This is a genomic window from Aureimonas sp. AU12, assembly GCF_001463705.1.
GTDB lineage: Bacteria > Pseudomonadota > Alphaproteobacteria > Rhizobiales > Rhizobiaceae > Aureimonas.
Genome location: NZ_BBWH01000009.1, coordinates 95,500 through 113,931 on the forward strand (window position 1 = coordinate 95,500; position 18,432 = coordinate 113,931).

Below are 18,432 nucleotides of genomic sequence, written 5' to 3' on the forward strand. Positions count from 1 at the left end.
AACCTCATGGCGCGCCGCGCACGGGAATGGCAAGCATCATGGGCGATTTGTGGGTGTTCGGTTACGGTTCGCTGATCTGGCGGCCGGGCTTCGACTTCGAGGAGCGGGCGAAGGCTCGGCTCGCCGGGTTCCACCGCGCGCTGTGCGTGCGCTCGCACGTCCATCGCGGCACGCCCGAGCGGCCCGGCCTCGTCTTCGGCCTCGATCGCGGCGGCTCCTGCGTCGGCATGGCCTTCCGGGTGACGGAAGGCAGGCGTGATCAGACCGTGGCCTATCTGCGCGAGCGCGAGCTCGTCACCAACGTCTATCGCGAGACGACGCTTCCCGTTCGGCTCGGCGACGGCCGCCTCGTGCGGGCGCTCGCCTACGTGGTGGATCGCGGCCATCCGCAATATGCGGGGCGCATCGGCGTCGAGGAGGCCGCAATGATGGTGGCGCGCTCGCACGGCCAGTCCGGCCCCAATGTCGACTACGTGCGCTCCGCGCTCACCGAGATCGAGGCCCTCGGCCTCAAGGACCAGTGGCTCTCCAGCGTCGTCGCCCGGCTCTGATCAGGCCGGGCGGAGCCTACTGATCGGATCGCTCTCCTCGCGCAGCCGCTCGGCGACGAGCGGGCTCATCGGCAGGTCCGGGCTTTCGACGAAGGCTTGCCTCAAAAGATCGAAGGAGCGCACCTCGATGCGCTCGCGCAAGAGGTCGAGGAAGGCCTGTCGGCCGAGGCCCGGCCCGATCGGCTCGAGAAACTCGGCATGGATCGTGCCGGGCTCGCGCCGCACCGCCTGCCGCGGCCAGAACAGGCCGGAATTGAGCGCCACCGGCACCACGGGCAGACCGAGCGCGGCATAGAGGAAGTGGATGCCCGGCCGGTAGTTCGGCGCGGTGCCAGGCGCCGAGCGCGTGCCCTCGGGAAAGATCACGATCTGGCGACCCTTGGCGGCCGCGGCCTTCGTCGCCTCCAGCAACGCCGGCAGCACGGCTCCGCGCCGCTGTCGATCGACCGGGATCATGCCGAGCGAGCGGGCATACCAGCCGAAGACGGGAATGCGCATCAGCTCCTTCTTGAGGATGAAGGTCGGCTTGTCGAGATAGGGCAGCAGCGAGATCACCTCCCAGAAGGACTGGTGCTTCGCCGCGACGATGGCGGGCCCCACGGGAATGCGCTCCTGGCCCGTCAGATGCGAGCGGGTGCCCGCGACCTTGTCCAGCAGCCAGAGGCTGGAGCGCGACCAGAACTTCACCAACCGCCAGCGCTGGGGTTCGGGCAGAACGAAGAAGAACGGCAGATAGAGAACGAGTTGCCCGGCGAAATTGGCATAGAAGAGGATCTGGAAGGCGATCGATCGAAAAAGCGTCATCCGGCCCGTGGTCATGTCTGCTCCGCGCGAGGCGGCTTGGCTTCTCTTAGGCGCAAATGGCCGGGATTTGAAGAACGCCGCCGGATCGCTCCTTTCAGGGCGCCCGGCCGGCGACGCGATGCTCGCTCATGCCGGTCAAGTCGAGATGCAGCGCCAGTCGCGCCTTCACCGCCAGAACCTTGGCATATTCGGTCGCCAGCAGCCGCAGGCCGAGCCGGCTCGGCCAGCCATCGCGCCGCCAGAGCTTATCGGGCGAAACGGGATAGGGAACGATCTCGGGCGCACCCGGCACGTCGGCGATCTCGAGCAGCGAGCGCGGAATATGATAGTCGGAGGTGACGAGGACGAGGCGCGAGAACCCGTGTTCGGCGGCCCATCGCGCCGTCATCTCGGCATTGCCGATCGTGTTCATCGCCTCGTAGTCGAGATCGACGCAGCAATCGAAGATGTCGGCATCCGTGCCGGTGGTGCGCGCCAGCGCCTTGGCGCTCGTGCCGCGATTGACGCCGGAGACGAGAAGTCGCTTCCCCCGCCCCTCGCGCAGAAGCTCGATGCCGCGCTGCAGCCGCTGCTCGCCGCCGGTCAGCACCACGATCCCGTCGGCCGAGCCGATGGCGGGCGGTGCGGAGAGCGCCGCGACGTCGCGCGCGAAGCGCACGAAACCGCCCGCGAGATAGGCGCCGCCTGCCATCATCAGGAAGATCGCGACGAGAAACAGGCGGCGGCGGCTGCTCCGGGCGCGGCCGGCCTTCGGCCGAGCGTCGACGGGGGCCGTCTTCGGTCCGGAGCGTTCGGCCTGCGGGTCGAAACCGTTCTCGTATCGCATCATCCCTGAACGATCGGCATGAGGGTTTCGTTCATCCTTCCACCGGCGACAGCATGTCGATCGCCGCCAGTTGCCGGGTCACGGTGAGGCGCGAGGTGACGGCGGTCAAGAGCCCCACCGCGCCGACGAGCACCACGACCCCGCCATAGCCGGTCCAGCCGATGGCGAAGGAGCCGAACAGCGCGTTGATCTGGTCGGCTTCCGGAGTCGCCTGATTGGCCCGCGTCCACTCGCCGATAAGAATGAAGACCAAGAGCGCCGCCGAGCCGCCGGCGACCGCGCCGACGAGCCCGAGCTTGAGGAAATGGCGTTGGAATTCAGCGGCGATGAAGGAGCCGCGCGCGCCGACGAAATGCAGCACTTCGATGATGTGGCGGTTGCCGGTCATCGCGCCGCGTGTCGCGAAGACGACGGTGAGGGTCGTCGCAACCATCACCAGCGTGAGGATGGCGACACCGATGAGGACGGTGGCGCGGGCCATCGAGACGAGCCGCGAGACCCAGGCGCGGTGATCGTCGAGGCTCGCCTGCGGCACCGCGGCGCGCACCGCGTTGCCGAGCGCGGTGAAGTCGGGCGGCGCGTCCTCGTCGATGGCGACGATCACGAGACGCGGCACCGGAAGCTCGTCGAGATCGAGCCCCTCGCCGAGCCAGGGTTCGAGGAGACGCCCGGTGGCGGCATCGTCCAGCACCTCGGCCGAGATGATGCCCGGCGTCGCCAGCGCGATCATCTGCACCGAGCCGAGCGCCGCGGCCATGTCGAGCCCGTCGTCGGGGCGGACCTGCACCGTGATCTCGCGCGAGATCTGCGACTGCCAGGTCGCCGCCGTGTCGGAGACTAGCGTCACCGCCCCGACCGTCAGGCTGGCGAGGAAGGTCATGATCGCGATGACGGTGAGGAGGGCGCGCCCCGCGACGTTGCCCGGCGGCACGATCGAGGTCGGACGCGGCGCCCGGCGCCATCGCGACAGGCGCGAGAGACGGGCTCGCAAGTCAGTCATAGATATCGAGCCGCCCGTTGGCGAGGATCAGGCGGCGGGCCTCGACCTGGTCCATCAGCGAGAGATCATGCGTGGCGATCACCACGGCGGTGCCGGTGCGGTTCAGTTCCATGAACAGGCGCAGCAGGCGGCGCGCCAGCGGCGGATCGACATTGCCGGTGGGCTCGTCGGCAAGGAGAATGTCGGGCTGGTCGATGAGCGCGCGGGCGATCGCGGCGCGCTGCTTCTCGCCGCCGGAAAGGACCACGGGCGAAGCGTCCATGCGGTCGCCCAGCCCGACCCACTTGATGAGGTCGATCACGTCCTGCCGGTAGCTCGCCTCCTCCTTGCCGCGAACCCGCAGCGGCAGGGCGACGTTTTCATAGGTGGTGAGATGGTCGAGCAGGCGAAAATCCTGGAACACCACGCCGATGCGCCGGCGGATGGCGGGAAGGTCGGTCCGCTTCAGGGTCGAGGCATCCTGCCCGAGCACGGTGATGAGACCGCGGGTCGGCCGCAGCGCCAGGAAGAGCATGCGCAGCAGGCTCGTCTTGCCGGCGCCCGAAGGCCCGGTCAAAAACTGGAACGAGCGGGAGCGGATCTCGAAGGTGAGATCGCGCAGGACCTCCGGCCCCATGTCGTAGCGAAGACCCACATTCTCGAACCGGATCAATCCAGCCGTTCCTTTCCGCAGCGCCGCGTTCGGACGCCCTGCCTCGTGTGCATCCTGCACCATCCGGCCCCGCATGAGGGTTGCCTTCAGCCACCGAGGCGCAACCGATGGGTCAGCTTTGGTTAACCATAAGACCTTAACCCTTCCTGACTTCGGACCCTCATCATACGCCGGAGGCGGAAGCATGACCCAAGGTTTCAAGGCCGCCAGCGCCCATCGTCGCAGCGCCGACTGGCGCGCCGATCTCGCCCTCGTCATCGACGGCACGGCCGAGCGAATCCACGCCCGCCGGCTCGATGGCACCCCTGTCCTTCACCCGGCCGCCCCGTCGGCCGCGGGCGAACCGCGCTGGGGCGCCGCGCTGCATGCGGCCAACTCCAACCAGCGCCCGGTGCCCCGGTCGCTTCGCCCCGCACATGTCTGGCTGTGGACGAGCCTCGGCCTGCAGACCGCCGCCGCCTGCGGGGCCCTTGCGGTTCTGACGCTCGTGGTGTTTCCGTCTGGTATGCATACGACCGACACGACGACCCTCGCCCGTCCCGCCGCCATCGCCGTCTCCGGCGTCGCCCGATGATCCGGGTGCGCGGCAAGACGATCGAACCACTCTTCACCGAGGCCGACATCGCCCGCGAGATCGAGCGCCTCGCGAACGAGATCGCCGCCCGCAAGCCCGAGAACATTCTCGTGGTGGGCGTCCTGAAGGGCTCGTTCGTCTTCACCGCCGATCTCATCCGCGCCATGCACCGCGCCGGGCTGGCACCGGAGGTCGAGTTCATCTCGCTCTCCTCCTACGGGTCGGGGACCGTCGGCGGCGACGTTCGCATCGTGCGTGACGTCGAGGGCGACATTGCCGGCCGCAAGGTGCTCATCGTCGACGACATCCTCGAATCCGGCCGCACGCTGCGCTTCGCGCGCGATCTCATGCTGTCGCGCGGGGCCACGGGCGCCGAGATCGCCGTGCTCCTCGACAAGCGCATGCGCCGCGTCGCCGAGATCGAGGCGGATTATGTCGGCTTCGACTGCCCGGACCATTTCGTGGTCGGCTACGGCATGGATGTGGCCCACGCCTTCCGCGAGCTTCCCTTCGTCGGCCGCGTCGTCTGACGGAAAATCGCGTTCATCCCCCGTTAGGCCTGTTTCGTAAGGGTTCGCACAAGGATAGGTCCGCATAATCCGTGCCGACGGACCGGAATGTACCCGGTTCCTTCGGGCATGATGCCCGACGCGTGCCGGGAGTTGAACGCCATGGCGAGAATTCTGATCGCCGAAGACGATGCCGGGATCCGGCTGCTCGTGACGCGGGCTCTGCGGATGGAAGGACATGACGTCACCATGGCCGAGGACGGCGAGATGGCGATCGACATCCTTGCCGAGCGCAACGGCGCCTTCGACCTCGTGCTCTCCGACATCCGCATGCCCGCGATGACCGGCATCGAGTTGGCCCATGCCAGCCACGCCGCCTTCCCCGACCTGCCGATCCTGCTGATGACCGGCTATGCCGAGCAGCGCGAGGCCGCCGACGACCTCGCCGCCATCATCATCGGCGTCGTCGACAAGCCTTTCACCGTCGCCGAGATCCGCTCGCGGGTCGCCGAGGCGCTGCGCGCACCGCAATGCGACGACGACGTTCTCCTGATGCGGCGCTACGGCTGACCCGTCAGCCCTTTCGCGCCACCATGAACAAGCGCGGAAACGCAAGCAGTCGCCGCCCATCCGCGCGAACGGGATAACGCCGGTCCATCTCTTGCGTGTAGCGCGCCTTGAAGCGTTCGCTGAGATCGTCGGGTAGCGGGTCTATGAAGGGCTTCAGCCCCGTCGAGGAAAACCAGTCGGTGATCGCCTGCGCGTCCGCCATCGGATGGTTGTAGATCGTCGTCCAGACGTCCACCTCGCGCCTGCCCGCCGCCGACAGCCAGTCGTAATAGTCCTCCCGCGTCCCAATCGCCTCGCGCCGCTCGACATCGCCGGCCAGCAATGGGGCGAAGTCCGGTTCGAGCGCGATCTCGCGCATGGCCACCTGCGAGGGATCGGCGAGATTGTCGGGGATCTGCGCGGCGAAGACGCCGCCCGGCGCGACCTGCCGCATCAGCGCCGGGATCAGCGTCCGGTGGCCGAGCACCCATTGCAAGGCGGCGTTGGAGAAGACGAGGTCGAACGGGTCGTCCGGCTCGAAAGCGGCGATGTCACCGAGCGCGAACCGGCATTGCGGCAGGCGGGCGCGCGCCGCCTCCAGCATCGCCTCCGACGTGTCGAAACCGGTGATCGCAGCGCCCGGGAAACGCTCGGCGAGGAGCGCCGTCGAATTGCCGGGGCCGCAGCCGAGATCGGCGATGCGCAACATCTCGAACGGGCGATCCAGCGGAAACTCGCAGCGGCGCAGGAGATCGCGCGCCGGTCGGGTGCGCTCCTCCTCGAATCGGGTGTAGAGCGCGGGATTCCAGTCGGCCATCGTGTCTCGTCCCCGGCAGGTTGCGCGCCGTCCGGCGCGGATGGCCGGCTTTTACGCCTGGCCCGCGCGGCTCGCAATCCGCGCCGGAATCAGGGCGTCTTGAGCAGGCGCTCCAGATAGTCGCGCTCCTGCTGGGGCGAAAGCTGGTGGCCGAGCTTGTCGCGGATCTGGTCGAGGATCCGGCGTGCGCGCTGGATGTCGATCTCGTCGGGCACGCCGACATCCCTACCGAAATCGGGCCCCTGCGTCTGGCGCTCGCGGCCGAGCGGATCGCGCCCGGAGCGCTGCTGACCGGGACCGTAGCCCTCGCCGAGCTGGCCCTGCCCCGGCTGCTGCCCCTGCTGCCCCTGCCCCTGTCCGGGCTGCTGGCCCTGGCCCTGCATCGCCTGCATCTGCTGCATGGCGTCGCGCGCGCCGCGGCGCAGCGCATCCATCGCCTCGCCCTGCTGGCCAACGGCCTCGCCGTCGTTGCCCTCGCCGATGGCGCCCTCGGCCCGGCCCATCGACTGGCCGGCCTGTCCGAGATCCTCGCTCGGCTTCATGCCCTGCCCCTGCATCGCTTCCTGAAGCGCCTGCAGATCCTTCTGCAGCTGGCTTTGCTCGGCCTGCAGCCGTTCCTTCAGCGCCTGCAGCTGTTCGGCCGTCATCGGCGGCTGCTGCCCGGGCTGGCCCTGCTGCTGGCCTTGCTGGCCAGGCTCCTCGCCTGGCCGGGGCTCACCGCCCTCGGTGCCGTCCATCTCGCGCTCGGCCTCCATCTGGCGGCGCATCTGCTGGCGGCCCATCTCGAAGGTCTGGTCCATCAGGCTCTGCTGGCGCTGGAGCATCTCGCCGAGCTGATTCATCTGCTGCTGCATCGGGCTCTGCTGGCCCTGCTGCTGTTGCTGCTGTTGGCCGGGGCGCATGGCCTGCAGGCTGCTCATCATGTCCTTCAGTTCGGAGAGGAGCTGCTGGGCCGCATCCTTCGAGCCCGAGCGCGCGAGATCCTCGATCTTGTCGAGCATCCGCTCGAGATCCTGCGGCCGGATCTCCTGCATGTCGCCCATCTCGGCCTGCGACTGCGGTGGCATGTTGCGCATGGCCTCGGCCATCGCCTGCATGAACTCCTGCATGGCCTCGCGCAGTTCCTGCGTGAGCTTGGCGATCTCCTCGTCCGAGGCCCCGTTCTTCAAAGCCTCCGACAGGTTCTCCTGCGCGTCGCGCAGCCGCTTCTCCGACACCGACAGGTCGCCGTCCTCGATCCCGAGGGCGATCTGCCAGAGGAAGTCGACGGCCGAGATCAGCGTCTCGTCGTCGCGCGTCCCCGCGATGCGCTCGCGCACGGCCCGCAGCGCTAGATAATCGGAAGGGTTGGCGATGAACTCGTCGCCGCGCAGCGTCACGGCGTCGAGCATGTCGACGACGCGGCCGGCGGCGTTGGCGTCGAGCGCCAGGATGCGGCGCTGCTCCACCACGGCCCGCGCCAGCGGATCGGCGAAGCGGCGCTCGGGCAATATCAGCTCGAGCGGCGTGGAGGTGCCGATCTGGTCGGCATCGTCGCGCACCTCGAGCGTCATCGCCACCTTGGCGCCGGCATAGGGGCTCTCGGCGATATCGACGCTCGTGCGCCCCTTCGCCTCGCCCTTCGTGCGTCGCGGCAGCGCGAGGTTGATCTGCGGCGGGGCGATGAGCGCCCGTGCGCCCGGAGCCTGTGCGTCGCGCACGGCGATCTTCGCCTCGCCTGCCGCCACGCCATAGTCGTCGCTGGCGAGATACGCGATATCTAGCGCGCCGTTGCGGCCAAGCTTCGGCGTACCGTCGAAGGCGATGCGCGGCGCCTCGTCGGGCGTCACCGCGAAGGTCCAGGCATCAGGGCTGCGCAGGCCGATATCGACGGCGACGGAACCCGACGCCGTCAGCGGCAGCTCGTACTCGCCGGGCAACGGGCCTTCGGGCGCTGCGGCCTCCGTGGTCGTCGAAACAGGCGGTGCGCCCTCCACGGCCTCCGAAGCCACCGGTGCGATCTCGGTCGCGGTACCGCCCTCGGGCGTGTAGCGCACCGCCGCGCCGCGCCGGTCGGAGATGCGCAGCGACAGGATCGTGCCCTCCGGCACATCCAAACGCCCGCCGGGCACCGGTCCGCCCTGCGCCTCGGTGAGAAAGATCGGCGCACGGCCGGTATAGCCGGGCGGGGTCGCCCAGGCATCGACGCGGACGCCCACCGGCAGGGCGTCCGCAACCTGCGTCAAAGCGTCGGTGACGCGCCCGCCACGGGGGCCGAAGGAAAAGGCGAAGCCGGTGACCAGGAGGACGGCGACGAGCGCCCGCAGGCCCCATGGGTCCACCGCATAGGTGCGGGTGCGCGGCGCGCCGCCGGTGAGATGGCGCAGTCGCTCGGCCATGCGGCGCTGGTGCTCGCGCCAGAGCGCCTGAGCGAACGCGTCGCCGCCGGCGGGCCGGTCGGCCTGCGCCTGCAGGGGCTGGTGCTGCAACTGGCTGGCACGCTCGATGCGCTCCACCACCTCGGCCGGGCGCGGCAGGTGAAGCCGACGGGCGCGCCACAGCACAGCACAGAGGCCGACGACAAGAAGCGCCAGAAGCCCGAGCCGCGCCAGCGGCGGCAGGGCTGCGAAGGCGCCGAACCAGGAGAGGATGAGAAACAGCGCGCCGACGAGCGCGAGCCCCAGCAGCGTCGGCCAGACGCGCTCGACGAGGATCGCGGCATAAGCGAAGACGCGCACCCGACGCGGTCCGGCAGGCGCCGGCCGCCCTGCCGGAAGATCGTCGAGACGCGGGCTGTCTGGGGCCATGCTGCCGATGTTCCGTTCAGGCCGGGCCCCGGCCGCGGATCGGGCGAAGGGTCGGGCGGATGTCGGGAGCCCCTGGCCGGCGGCGCGATGCGCCGAGCCCTCAGGCCTGCCTCTCATCGGGCGAGAGTAACAGCTTTCATGGCGAAGGCGAGGCGTTGACGAAGGCGTGACAGCCCCATCATGCCGCAGGGTCGCCGAGCCGCATCATCCCAGCCAGGGCGGCAGCCGGTCGAGCGCGATCAGGTCGGCGACCTCCAGGCGCGGGCGCACCACGGCGAAGCGATCGCCCTTCACCATCACTTCGGGCACGAGCGCCCGTGTGTTGTAGGTGCCCGCCTGCACCGCGCCGTAGGCGCCGGCCGAGGCGACGGCGAGCAGATCGCCGGCCACCACCGCCGGCATCGAGCGCTCCTTGGCGAGGAAGTCGCCGCTTTCGCAGACCGGCCCGACGAGGTCGGCGACGACATAGTCGGCATGCGCATCGGGCTCGGCGATCGGGTGGATCTCGTGCCAGGCCTCGTAGAGCGTCGGGCGGATGAGATCGTTCATCGCCGCATCGGCGATCACGAAGCGCCGGCCCGCCTCCTCCTTCACGTAGAGGACGGAGGTGACGAGAATGCCGGCATTGGCCGCGATCAGTCGGCCCGGCTCGAAGATCACCTTGGCGCCGAGCGAGCGCACGTGCCGCTTCACCGTCTCGGCATAGGCCGGCGGCCCCGGAGGCGGCTCGTTCGAGGCACGGTAGGGCACGCCGAGCCCGCCGCCGAGGTCGATATGCGTGATGGCGTGGCCGCGCGCGCGCAGGCGGCCGACGAGTTCGGCGAGCTTGGCGAAGGCGAGGTCGAAGGGCTCCAGTTCGGTGATCTGCGAGCCGATATGCATGTCGATACCCGATACCGCGATGCCCGGCAGGGTGGCCGCGAGATCGTAGATCGCCTCCGCCCGCTCGAAGGCGATGCCGAACTTGTCGGACTTCTTGCCGGTGGAGATCTTGGCATGCGTCTTGGCGTCGACGTCCGGGTTGATGCGAAACGAGACATGCGCGGTGCGGCCCATGGCGACGGCGCGCGCCGAGAGAAGGTGCAGCTCCGGCTCCGACTCGACGTTGAAGCAGAAGATGCCGGCCGATAGACCCGCGTCGATCTCGCCCGCGCTCTTGCCGACGCCCGAGAACATGATCTTCTCCGGCGCGATGCCGGCCGCCAGCGCCCGCGCCAGTTCGCCGCCCGACACGACGTCGGCGCCCGCGCCGAGAGCGGCGAGCGTCTTCAGCACCGCCTGATTGGAATTGGCCTTCATCGCGTAGCAGACGAGCGCATCGATATCGGCAAAGGCTTGCGTAAAGACGCGGTAGTGGCGCTCCAGCGTCGCCGTCGAATAGCAGTAGAAGGGCGTGCCGACAGCAGCCGCGATCGTTCGCAGGTCGACATCCTCGGCGTGGAGGATGCCGTCGCGATACTCGAAATGGTTCATGGAAAAGCGCTTCCGCAGACGAAGAAGCCGGCGCGGCCGGAGATCAGTTGAGGAGACCGTCGAGGAAGAAGGGTTTCTTCGGACCGTTGGGATTGCGCGTCACCTCGGTCGGCACCACCGAGAGGGTCGAGGCCAGCGGCGTTGCCTTCGGCAGGCGCGCGGTGCCCTGCGGGTCCGGCACGACGGAGGCCGGCGGCTGCCCTTCGGCGCGCGGATAAACCGGCACGGACTTGCGCCCGCAGCCGGTCAGCGCGGTGAGGCAAACGAGGCCGAGCGCCACGGTGATCCCTCGTCTGTTCATGCCGTCCGCCTCAAACTCTGAAGGCCCCAGCGCGGTCGCGCGGGGAACCTGACACCCATCCCGACCCTCTTAGCCGCTTCGCGCGGGGAAATCATCCCTCCGCAGCGAGCCGCTCGCGCCAGTAGCGCACCTGACGCGCCACGTTACCGGGCGCGGTGCCGCCGAACGAAGTGCGGCTGGCCACCGAGGCATCGACGGAGAGCACCGAATAGATCTCCTCGCCGATGCGCGGTTCGAGGCTCTTGAGATCCTCCAGCGGCAGGTCCTCCAGCGGCAGCTTGCGCGCCTCGGCCATCGCCACGGCCCGCCCCGTCACGTGATGGGCCTCGCGAAAGGGCAGGCCGAGCTCGCGCACCAGCCAGTCGGCGAGATCGGTGGCGGTGGAGAAGCCGGCGCCTGCGGCCGCGCGCATCTTGGCGGCGTTCACCTGGAGATCGCGGACCATGCCGGTCATCGCCGCCAGCGCCAGCGCCAGGCTGTCGATCGCGTCGAAGACCTGTTCCTTGTCCTCCTGCATGTCCTTCGAATAGGAGAGCGGCAGGCCCTTCATGATCGTCAGCAGCGCAATGAGCGACCCGTTGATGCGCCCGGTCTTGGCGCGCACCAGCTCGGCCGCGTCCGGGTTCTTCTTCTGCGGCATGATCGAGGATCCGGTAGAGAAGGCGTCGGACAGGCGCACGAAGTCGAACTGCGGCGTCGACCAGATCACGATCTCCTCGGCGAGGCGCGACAGATGGGTGGCGGTGATCGAGGCGGCGGCGAGGAATTCGAGCGCATAGTCGCGGTCCGAGACCGAATCCAGCGAGTTGCGGGTCGGCTCGCGAAAGCCCAGCGCCTCGGCCGTCGCGTGCCGGTCGATCGGAAAGCCGGTGCCGGCGAGCGCGGCGGCGCCGAGCGGCGACTCGTCCATGCGGCGCATGGCGTCCTGCGCCCGGCCCCGATCGCGCGCCGCCATCTCGACATAGGCGAGGCAGTGATGGCCGAAGGTCACGGGCTGCGCGGCCTGGAGATGGGTGAAGCCCGGCATCACGGTCGCGGCATGTTCGTCGGCGCGATCGAGCAGCGCCTCGATCAGCCCCTTCAGCGCGGCGTCGAGATCGCGGCAGGCGGCCTTGACGTAGAGCCGGAAGTCGACGGCGACCTGATCGTTGCGCGAGCGTGCGGTGTGGAGGCGCCCGGCGGCGGCGCCGATCATCTCGGCGAGGCGCGCCTCGATGTTCATGTGAATGTCCTCGCGCTCGCGCGAGAAGACGAAGGTGCCCGCCTCGATCTCGGCCCGGATCGCCTCGAGGCACCGCCCGATTTCCGCCGCGTCGTCCTGCGAGATGATGCCGCGATCCGCCAGCATGCGGGAATGGGCGATCGACCCCGCGATGTCTTCGCGGTACAGGCGCTTGTCGAAGTCGATCGAGGCGTTGATCGCCTCCATGATCGCGCTGGGGCCGGAGGCGAAGCGTCCGCCCCACATCTCGTTGCTCGTCTTGCCGCTCACGAAAAGGCCCTTTCCCGCTATGTCCGACCTGGAACCCACTGCCAAGACGCCTGCCCGACGGGGATCGACGATGCGCATCGTCGGCCTCGCGCTGGGCTGCGGTCTCGTGGCGGGCGCGCTCGGCGTATACGTGATGGAAACGCGCTCTGGCAACGAGACCGCGAGCGCGACCTGCCCGGCCAAGGCCGCGCTCACCGCCGCGCTTGACAAGGCGGCGGCCGGCGAGGTCGCCGCGATGCTGCCGCTGGAGACGCCCTTCGACGTCTCGGCCATCGCCTTCAAGGACGGCAACGGCCAGCCGACCAGCCTCGGCGCGATGAAGGGCCAGGCATTGCTCGTCAACCTCTGGGCGACGTGGTGCGCGCCCTGCCGCGCCGAGATGCCGGCGCTCGATGCGCTGGAGCGCGAGGCCGGGGACGAGAGCTTCGCGGTGGTGCCGATCAATGTCGACATGGGCGACGAGGCCAAGCCGCGCGGCTTCTACGCCGAGACCGGGCTCGCCACCCTGCCCTTCTACCGCGACGAGACGATGGGTGTCTTCAACGACCTGAAAGGCCAAGGCGTCGCCTTCGGCCTGCCGGTGACGATGCTGATCGACAAGGACGGCTGCGCCCGCGCCGCGATGAACGGCTCGGCCGAATGGGCGAGCCCCGACGCGATGGCGCTGATCGACGTGCTTAAGCGCGACGGCGCCTGAGGCCTCGTCTCAGGCCTTCTTCAGGAACTCGGTGCGCAGGACGAGGTCTTTCACCTTCTCGGCCTTGCACTCGATCAGGTCGGGATCGCCGGTGAGGCGGATCCCCTTGATCAGCGTGCCGCGCTTCAGCGTGACCGACGTGCCCTTAACCTTCAGATCCTTGATCACGGTGACGTTGTCGCCGTCCGTGAGGATCGTGCCGTTCGAATCGCGCGTGTCGTCCATCGGGTGTCCTTCGGTGGGAGGGTGTGGACGCCCATAGCACGAGAGGTCGGGGGCATGGTGGGAAGGTGGAGGTGGTCTGCGCCTACTTGGGCGCATGGGAGGCGGAGGCGCTGTCTCTGCCGTGAGGCGACCGTCCTATCGCAGGAGTCCTCGCCGTCACCTTGCAGCCCGCTCCCTGGGTGCCGCTCCTCGGCACCCATTTCCCGCGCCATCATCATCATTCCCCACCGCCATCGTCTTCCCGGGCTTGACCCGGGATCCATGCCGAGGCCGCTCGTGCAGACCGACAGCGTCGTTCGACACCGTTGCGGCATGGATCCCGGATCAAGTCCGGGATGACGAGGGCTCTAAGGTTGGGTCAGTTGGAGAGGCACGGGCCAAGGCGCCGGGCAAAAATGTCAACAGCCCGTCACCGCCCATCCCCGCCCTCAGCGCGTCGGCACCGGCATCTCGCCGCAATAGTCGTAAAACCCGCGGCCGGTCTTGCGGCCGAGCCAGCCGGCTTCGACATACTTCACCAGCAGCGGACAGGGGCGGTACTTCGAGTCCGCCAGACCGTCGTGCAACACCTGCATGATCGACAGGCACGTATCGAGCCCGATGAAGTCGGCCAGCGTCAGCGGTCCCATCGGGTGGTTGGCGCCGAGCTTCATCGAGGTGTCGATGCTCTCCACCGAGCCGACGCCCTCGTGCAGCGTGTAGATCGCCTCGTTGATCATCGGCATGAGGATGCGGTTGACGATGAAGCCCGGAAAGTCCTCCGAGATCGTCATCGTCTTGCCGAGCTTGGTGACGAAGGCCTTCGAGGTCTCGAAGACGCCGTCGTCCGTGGCGATGCCGCGCACCAGCTCGACGAGCTTCATCACCGGCACCGGGTTCATGAAGTGAATGCCGAGGAAGCGCTCGGCGCGGCCGGTGCTGCTGGCGAGCCGGGTGATCGAGATCGACGAGGTGTTGGTGGCGAGAATCGCCTCGGGCTTCAGGATCGGGCAGACCTGCTGGAAGATCCGCCGCTTGATCTCCTCCTTCTCGGTCGCCGCCTCGATGAGGAGATCGACATCCGCCAGCGCGCCGACGCCGTCGGCCGCGGTCAGGCGCGCAAGCGCGGCGTCGCGGTCCGCTGCGGTGATCTTCTCGCCGGCGACCTGCCGATCGAGATTGGCGGCGATCTTGGCGATGCCCTGTTTGGCCTGTTCGAGGCTGACGTCGTAGAGCGCCACATCGAAGCCGGCGAGCGCCGAGACATGCGCGATGCCCGACCCCATCTGCCCGGCGCCGACGACGCCCACGGTCCTGATCTCCGCCATGCTGGTTCTCCGCCGGTTCGCGCCCCTAAAAGATGTACCCGTGGGGGCCTTTCAGAGACTAGAGCTTGTTCGTGAGGTCCGGCAGGATCGTGAAGAGGTCGCCGACGAGCGAGTAGTCGGCCACCTGCAGGATCGGCGCGTCGGCGTCCTTGTTGATGGCGACGATGACCTTCGAATCCTTCATGCCGGCCAGATGCTGGATGGCGCCGGAAATGCCGACGGCGACATAGAGGTCGGGCGCCACGACCTTGCCGGTCTGGCCGACCTGCCAGTCGTTCGGCGCATAGCCCGCGTCCACCGCCGCGCGGCTGGCGCCGACCGCCGCGCCGAGCTTGTCGGCGAGCGGCAGCATCATCTCGTTGAACTTCTCCTTGGAGCCGAGCGCGCGGCCCCCGGACACGACGATCTTGGCGCCCGACAGGTCGGGACGCTCGGAATGCGCCACCTCTTCACCCGCGAAGGTGGACACACCGGGATCGCCCGCCCCCGCCTCGATCCGCTCGACCGCAGCCGAACCGCCGCCTTCAGTGGCGGCGAAGGCGGACGTGCGGATCGTCAGCACCTTCACCTTGTCGGACGAGCGCACGGTCTGCATCGCGTTGCCCGCATAGATCGGGCGCTCGAACGTGTCGGGCGCCACGACGGCGGTGACGTCGGAGACCTGCATGACGTCGAGCAGCGCGGCAACACGCGGCAGGAGGTTCTTGACCATGGCGCTGGCCGGGCCGACGATGGCCTCGTAGCTGCCGGCGAGCGACACGATCAGCGCCGCGGTCGGCTCGGCGAGGCGATGGGCCAGCGCCGGAGCTTCGGCGAGAAGCACCTTGGCAACACCGGACAGCTTGGCCGCCTCGTCGGCGACGGCGCCGGCATTCTCGCCCGCGACGAGGATGTGGACCTCGCCACTGAGCGCGGCGGCGGCGGTCAGCGCCTTGGCGGTTTCGCCGGACAGGAGAGTGTTGTCGTGGTCTGCGATCAGAAGCGTCGTCATGCCGGTCGTCCTCGCGGAGGAATTTCGAAATGCGGCGCGCGCCGGCGCGCCGTCTGCGACGGGAAGGGCCTCAGACGAGGCCGGCGCCCTTGAGGGCGGACACGAGTTCGTCCACCGAGCCGACGCGGATGCCGGCCTCGCGGCCCTTGGGCTCGGCGGTCTTCAGCACTTCGAGGCGCGGGCTGGTGTCGACGCCGTAGTCGGCCGCCGTCTTCTCCTCGAGCGGCTTCTTCTTGGCCTTCATGATGTTGGGCAGCGAGGCGTAGCGCGGCTCGTTGAGGCGAAGGTCGGTGGTGACGATGGCGGGAAGCTTGAGATCCACCGTCTGAAGGCCGCCGTCGACTTCGCGCGTCACGCTGGCGCGGCCCTCCGACAGCTCGACCTTCGAGGCGAAGGTGCCCTGCGCCCAGCCGAGCAGGCCCGCCAGCATCTGGCCGGTCTGGTTGGCGTCGTCGTCGATCGCCTGCTTGCCGAGGATCACGAGATCGGGGCTCTCGGCCTCGACCACGCCCTTGAGAATCTTGGCGACCGCCAGCGGCTCGACGATGCCGTCGGCCTTCACGAGGATGCCGCGATCGGCACCCATCGCGAGCGCCGTGCGGATCGTCTCGGCGGCCTGCGCCGGGCCGATCGAGACCGCGACGATCTCGGTGGCGGCGCCCTTCTCCTTCAGCCGGATCGCCTCTTCCACGGCGATCTCGTCGAACGGGTTCATGCTCATCTTGACGTTGGCAAGATCGACCCCCGTCCCGTCCGCCTTGACGCGGATCTTCACGTTGTAGTCCACAACCCGCTTCACGCAGACCAGGATCTTCATCGGACACTCCTCCCGAAGCGGGGATTCATCGGTTCGGCGAAACGCCGAGATTCGCAACGCGTGCGGCCTGTCGTCCTAGGGAGCGGACTTGGCGGCTCGAAGCAAGCCCCCGCGACGACCGAGATCCCGTCGCAGTCCGCGACGCGATCCTGCATCGGCACGGATCTAATTCTCTTTGACGTAAGCGTCAAACGCAGGCCCCGCCCGATGCCGTCGATCAGCGGTTCTTGCCCGGCACCCAGAGAACGTCGGCCCGGCCGCCGTCATTGGCATGGCGGGCCATGACGAAGAGAAGGTCCGACAGGCGGTTGACGTATTTCAGCGCGGCGTCCGACACCCGCTCGCCCTCGCGCTGCACGAGATCCACCATCAGCCGCTCGGCCCGGCGGGCGATCGTGCGGGCGAGATGGAGATGGGCCGAGAGCGGCGTCCCCGCCGGCAGCACGAAGGAGTTCAGCGGCTCGAGATCGGCGTTCAGCCGGTCGATCTCGCGCTCGAGCGCATCCACCTGCGACTGGACGATGGCGAGACGCTCATAGGGCAGCGGCTTGTCTGTCTCGGGCGTGGCGAGATCGGCGCCGAGATCGAAGAGGTCGTTCTGCACCCGCGCCAGAACGGCGTCGAGATCGCCGTCCGCATGGAGGCGCGCGATGCCGATCGCCGAGTTCAGTTCGTCCACCGTGCCGTAGCTGTCGATCCGCAGGTCGGACTTGAGCCGTCTCTCGCCGCTGCCGAGCGCGGTCGTGCCGGCATCACCCGTGCGCGTGTAGATCTTCGTCAGCCGAACCATGCGTCGTCCCCGTTTTTTGCTCCCAATGGCCGAGCTAGGGCGCGCCGGCCGAAAGGCATGGCGGTCAGCGCGAGAAGTAAATGGCGCCGACGATCACCGCGACGGCGATCGCCTGCAGCATGACGCGTGCGCGCATCAGCTTCTGCGAGGTGTTGCCGGGCCCGCCCACCATCATGTTGCGAAGACCCATGATCAGCACGATCGCGACGGCGATCATGAAGGCGATGGCGAGGATCGTGAACAGCGTGGACATCGGCGGGATCTTCCGGTTGGCGGTGGGCGAGCACGAGCGCCCCGCCCGATATAGGCGTGTTCGCACTCCCGCGCGAGGCGGGCGGCTGCGACCTCACGTCCCGCGGCGAAGCGGCAGGCGCCCCAGCGCGCCGGTGGCCGCAGCGACGCCGCCGGCCGCCAGCGCCATGCCGAGCAGCTGCACCGGCGCCAGCGTCTCGCCGAAGAGCGCGAAGCCCATCAGCGCCGTCACCGCCGGCACGAGATACATCAGCGAGGCGACGCGCGAGACCGCGCCGCGCCGGATGAGCACGAGCAGCAGGAACACCGCGCCGATCGAGAGCGCGAGGGTCAACCAAAGGAGCGCGAAGACGAACTCGCCGGTCCATTCGACATGGCCCGTCTCGAAGAAGACGGCCGCCATCAGCGTCGGCAGGAGAGCGCCGGCATATTGTGCGGCGGTGCCGATGCGCAGATCCACGACGCCCACGAACCGCTTCTGCCAGACCGTGCCGAGCGAGATCGCCATCACGGCGAAGACGGCCGGGATCAGCGTTGCCGGGCCGAAGGCCGCGCCGGTGCCGAGCTTGGGCGCCACCACGAGCGCCACGCCGCAGAGCCCGATGCCGAGGCCGATCCAGTGGCGGCGCTGGAGGCGCTCGCCGAGCAGGCCGTGGGCGATGAGGGCCGTCAGCAGCGGCTGCAGGCCGGCGACGAGCGCGGCGATCCCGGCCGGCAGGCCGTGGCGCACGGCGAAGAAGACGCCGCCGAGATAGGCGCCGTGGATCAGGCTGCCGGCAAAGGCGGCATGGGCAAGCGCTGGCAATGTGGTGCGATGGGTGCGGGCGGCAAAGAGGGCCACCGGCAGGAGGATCGCCAGCGCCAGCGCGTAGCGCAGCGACAGGAAGGTGAACGGCTCGGCATGGGGCATCGCATAGCGCGCGCCGATGAAGCCAGTGGACCAGAGCAGCACGAAGAGCGCGGGAAAGAACGGCAGGAGCCGGGACATGGCGGGCCTTCCAGGCGGGTCGGACCGACGC

The 18,432-nt window shown here is 68.8% G+C and carries 21 protein-coding genes; 5 read left to right on the forward strand and 16 right to left on the reverse strand.

Annotation, left to right across the window (positions count from 1 at the left end; all coding sequences use genetic code 11):
• The first annotated feature begins 38 nt into the window (after positions 1-38).
• Entirely contained in the window at positions 39-551 is a 513-nt protein-coding gene (locus AUL33_RS04230; protein WP_062204201.1) for a gamma-glutamylcyclotransferase, read from the forward strand.
• On the opposite strand, the gene AUL33_RS04235 is transcribed toward AUL33_RS04230, so the two are convergent.
• The 4 genes from AUL33_RS04235 to ftsE all read right to left on the reverse strand — a co-directional run bounded on the left by AUL33_RS04235 (position 552) and on the right by ftsE (position 3,833).
• Complete coding sequence (locus AUL33_RS04235) at positions 552-1,370, reverse strand: 1-acyl-sn-glycerol-3-phosphate acyltransferase (protein ID WP_244491960.1); 819 nt, start codon at positions 1,368-1,370, stop codon at positions 552-554.
• A 79-nt stretch (positions 1,371-1,449) separates the two neighbouring features.
• Entirely contained in the window at positions 1,450-2,184 is a 735-nt protein-coding gene (locus AUL33_RS04240) for a YdcF family protein (RefSeq protein WP_244491962.1), read from the reverse strand.
• A 28-nt stretch (positions 2,185-2,212) separates the two neighbouring features.
• Positions 2,213-3,181, reverse strand: coding sequence for an ABC transporter permease (locus AUL33_RS04245; protein WP_244491964.1), 969 nt, complete (start codon positions 3,179-3,181; stop codon positions 2,213-2,215).
• The gene (gene ftsE, locus AUL33_RS04250; RefSeq protein WP_062204141.1) at positions 3,174-3,833 is read right to left on the reverse strand and encodes a cell division ATP-binding protein FtsE; all 660 of its coding nucleotides are present in this window, start codon (positions 3,831-3,833) and stop codon (positions 3,174-3,176) included. The genes AUL33_RS04245 and ftsE overlap by 8 nt, the downstream gene beginning before the upstream one ends.
• 184 nt (positions 3,834-4,017) lie before the next feature.
• Here ftsE and AUL33_RS04255 point away from each other — a divergent pair, with 184 nt between their 5' ends.
• The 3 genes from AUL33_RS04255 to AUL33_RS04265 all read left to right on the forward strand — a co-directional run bounded on the left by AUL33_RS04255 (position 4,018) and on the right by AUL33_RS04265 (position 5,486).
• Positions 4,018-4,407, forward strand: coding sequence for a hypothetical protein (locus AUL33_RS04255; protein ID WP_062204144.1), 390 nt, complete (start codon positions 4,018-4,020; stop codon positions 4,405-4,407).
• A complete protein-coding gene (gene hpt / locus AUL33_RS04260; protein WP_062204147.1) occupies positions 4,404-4,937 on the forward strand; it encodes a hypoxanthine phosphoribosyltransferase in 534 nt (177 codons plus the stop codon). The genes AUL33_RS04255 and hpt overlap by 4 nt, the downstream gene beginning before the upstream one ends.
• A 141-nt stretch (positions 4,938-5,078) precedes the next feature.
• On the forward strand, positions 5,079-5,486 hold the full coding sequence (locus tag AUL33_RS04265; protein ID WP_062204212.1) for a response regulator: 408 nt from the start codon (positions 5,079-5,081) through the stop codon (positions 5,484-5,486).
• Between the two features lie 4 nt (positions 5,487-5,490).
• On the opposite strand, the gene tam is transcribed toward AUL33_RS04265, so the two are convergent.
• The 5 genes from tam to argH form a co-directional block, all read right to left on the reverse strand.
• Positions 5,491-6,282, reverse strand: coding sequence for a trans-aconitate 2-methyltransferase (gene tam, locus AUL33_RS04270; protein WP_062204150.1), 792 nt, complete (start codon positions 6,280-6,282; stop codon positions 5,491-5,493).
• Between the two features lie 89 nt (positions 6,283-6,371).
• The gene (locus AUL33_RS04275; protein ID WP_062204153.1) at positions 6,372-9,068 is read right to left on the reverse strand and encodes a TIGR02302 family protein; all 2,697 of its coding nucleotides are present in this window, start codon (positions 9,066-9,068) and stop codon (positions 6,372-6,374) included.
• Positions 9,069-9,272: 204 nt separating this feature from the next.
• Positions 9,273-10,541 carry a diaminopimelate decarboxylase gene (gene lysA / locus AUL33_RS04280; RefSeq protein WP_062204155.1) on the reverse strand — a complete coding sequence of 423 codons (1,269 nt, stop codon included), beginning with the start codon at positions 10,539-10,541 and terminating at the stop codon, positions 9,273-9,275.
• A 43-nt stretch (positions 10,542-10,584) separates the two neighbouring features.
• Positions 10,585-10,842, reverse strand: a complete 258-nt coding sequence (locus tag AUL33_RS04285) for a hypothetical protein (protein WP_156419275.1) — start codon at positions 10,840-10,842, stop codon at positions 10,585-10,587.
• Positions 10,843-10,933: 91 nt separating this feature from the next.
• Positions 10,934-12,310 (reverse strand): argininosuccinate lyase, encoded by a 1,377-nt coding sequence (argH, locus tag AUL33_RS04290; protein WP_062204216.1) that lies wholly within the window; start codon positions 12,308-12,310, stop codon positions 10,934-10,936.
• Between the two features lie 94 nt (positions 12,311-12,404).
• Here argH and AUL33_RS04295 point away from each other — a divergent pair, with 94 nt between their 5' ends.
• Complete coding sequence (locus tag AUL33_RS04295) at positions 12,405-13,031, forward strand: TlpA disulfide reductase family protein (protein ID WP_244491966.1); 627 nt, start codon at positions 12,405-12,407, stop codon at positions 13,029-13,031.
• Positions 13,032-13,040: 9 nt separating this feature from the next.
• Here AUL33_RS04295 and AUL33_RS04300 read toward each other — a convergent pair whose 3' ends face one another.
• The 7 genes from AUL33_RS04300 to AUL33_RS04330 form a co-directional block, all read right to left on the reverse strand.
• Positions 13,041-13,256 carry an alkylphosphonate utilization protein gene (locus AUL33_RS04300; protein ID WP_062204163.1) on the reverse strand — a complete coding sequence of 72 codons (216 nt, stop codon included), beginning with the start codon at positions 13,254-13,256 and terminating at the stop codon, positions 13,041-13,043.
• Positions 13,257-13,684: 428 nt separating this feature from the next.
• Positions 13,685-14,563: a 3-hydroxybutyryl-CoA dehydrogenase gene (locus AUL33_RS04305; RefSeq protein ID WP_062204166.1), complete on the reverse strand. Its 879-nt coding sequence runs from the start codon at positions 14,561-14,563 to the stop codon at positions 13,685-13,687.
• Positions 14,564-14,621: 58 nt separating this feature from the next.
• Positions 14,622-15,554, reverse strand: coding sequence for an electron transfer flavoprotein subunit alpha/FixB family protein (locus AUL33_RS04310; RefSeq protein ID WP_062204170.1), 933 nt, complete (start codon positions 15,552-15,554; stop codon positions 14,622-14,624).
• 70 nt (positions 15,555-15,624) lie between these two features.
• Positions 15,625-16,371 (reverse strand): electron transfer flavoprotein subunit beta/FixA family protein, encoded by a 747-nt coding sequence (locus AUL33_RS04315; protein ID WP_062204173.1) that lies wholly within the window; start codon positions 16,369-16,371, stop codon positions 15,625-15,627.
• A gap of 217 nt (positions 16,372-16,588) precedes the next feature.
• Positions 16,589-17,161 (reverse strand): cob(I)yrinic acid a,c-diamide adenosyltransferase, encoded by a 573-nt coding sequence (locus AUL33_RS04320; RefSeq protein ID WP_062204176.1) that lies wholly within the window; start codon positions 17,159-17,161, stop codon positions 16,589-16,591.
• 64 nt (positions 17,162-17,225) lie between these two features.
• Entirely contained in the window at positions 17,226-17,414 is a 189-nt protein-coding gene (locus tag AUL33_RS04325) for a twin transmembrane helix small protein (RefSeq protein ID WP_062204180.1), read from the reverse strand.
• A gap of 93 nt (positions 17,415-17,507) precedes the next feature.
• A complete protein-coding gene (locus AUL33_RS04330) occupies positions 17,508-18,401 on the reverse strand; it encodes a DMT family transporter (protein WP_082652305.1) in 894 nt (297 codons plus the stop codon).
• Positions 18,402-18,432: the final 31 nt, after the last annotated feature.

Coding starts and splice junctions, on each gene's coding strand:
- AUL33_RS04305 (WP_062204166.1), bottom strand. CDS start 14,563: ATGGCGGAGATCAGGACCGTGGGCGTCGTCGGCGCCGGGCAGATGGGG.
- AUL33_RS04230 (WP_062204201.1), top strand. CDS start 39: ATGGGCGATTTGTGGGTGTTCGGTTACGGTTCGCTGATCTGGCGGCCG.
- tam (WP_062204150.1), bottom strand. CDS start 6,282: ATGGCCGACTGGAATCCCGCGCTCTACACCCGATTCGAGGAGGAGCGC.
- AUL33_RS04285 (WP_156419275.1), bottom strand. CDS start 10,842: ATGAACAGACGAGGGATCACCGTGGCGCTCGGCCTCGTTTGCCTCACC.
- AUL33_RS04275 (WP_062204153.1), bottom strand. CDS start 9,068: ATGGCCCCAGACAGCCCGCGTCTCGACGATCTTCCGGCAGGGCGGCCG.
- AUL33_RS04255 (WP_062204144.1), top strand. CDS start 4,018: ATGACCCAAGGTTTCAAGGCCGCCAGCGCCCATCGTCGCAGCGCCGAC.
- AUL33_RS04325 (WP_062204180.1), bottom strand. CDS start 17,414: ATGTCCACGCTGTTCACGATCCTCGCCATCGCCTTCATGATCGCCGTC.
- AUL33_RS04265 (WP_062204212.1), top strand. CDS start 5,079: ATGGCGAGAATTCTGATCGCCGAAGACGATGCCGGGATCCGGCTGCTC.
- AUL33_RS04310 (WP_062204170.1), bottom strand. CDS start 15,554: ATGACGACGCTTCTGATCGCAGACCACGACAACACTCTCCTGTCCGGC.
- AUL33_RS04320 (WP_062204176.1), bottom strand. CDS start 17,161: ATGGTTCGGCTGACGAAGATCTACACGCGCACGGGTGATGCCGGCACG.
- AUL33_RS04295 (WP_244491966.1), top strand. CDS start 12,405: ATGCGCATCGTCGGCCTCGCGCTGGGCTGCGGTCTCGTGGCGGGCGCG.
- argH (WP_062204216.1), bottom strand. CDS start 12,310: ATGTGGGGCGGACGCTTCGCCTCCGGCCCCAGCGCGATCATGGAGGCG.
- hpt (WP_062204147.1), top strand. CDS start 4,404: ATGATCCGGGTGCGCGGCAAGACGATCGAACCACTCTTCACCGAGGCC.
- lysA (WP_062204155.1), bottom strand. CDS start 10,541: ATGAACCATTTCGAGTATCGCGACGGCATCCTCCACGCCGAGGATGTC.
- AUL33_RS04235 (WP_244491960.1), bottom strand. CDS start 1,370: ATGACCACGGGCCGGATGACGCTTTTTCGATCGATCGCCTTCCAGATC.
- AUL33_RS04300 (WP_062204163.1), bottom strand. CDS start 13,256: ATGGACGACACGCGCGATTCGAACGGCACGATCCTCACGGACGGCGAC.
- AUL33_RS04330 (WP_082652305.1), bottom strand. CDS start 18,401: ATGTCCCGGCTCCTGCCGTTCTTTCCCGCGCTCTTCGTGCTGCTCTGG.
- AUL33_RS04245 (WP_244491964.1), bottom strand. CDS start 3,181: ATGACTGACTTGCGAGCCCGTCTCTCGCGCCTGTCGCGATGGCGCCGG.
- AUL33_RS04315 (WP_062204173.1), bottom strand. CDS start 16,371: ATGAAGATCCTGGTCTGCGTGAAGCGGGTTGTGGACTACAACGTGAAG.
- AUL33_RS04240 (WP_244491962.1), bottom strand. CDS start 2,184: ATGATGCGATACGAGAACGGTTTCGACCCGCAGGCCGAACGCTCCGGA.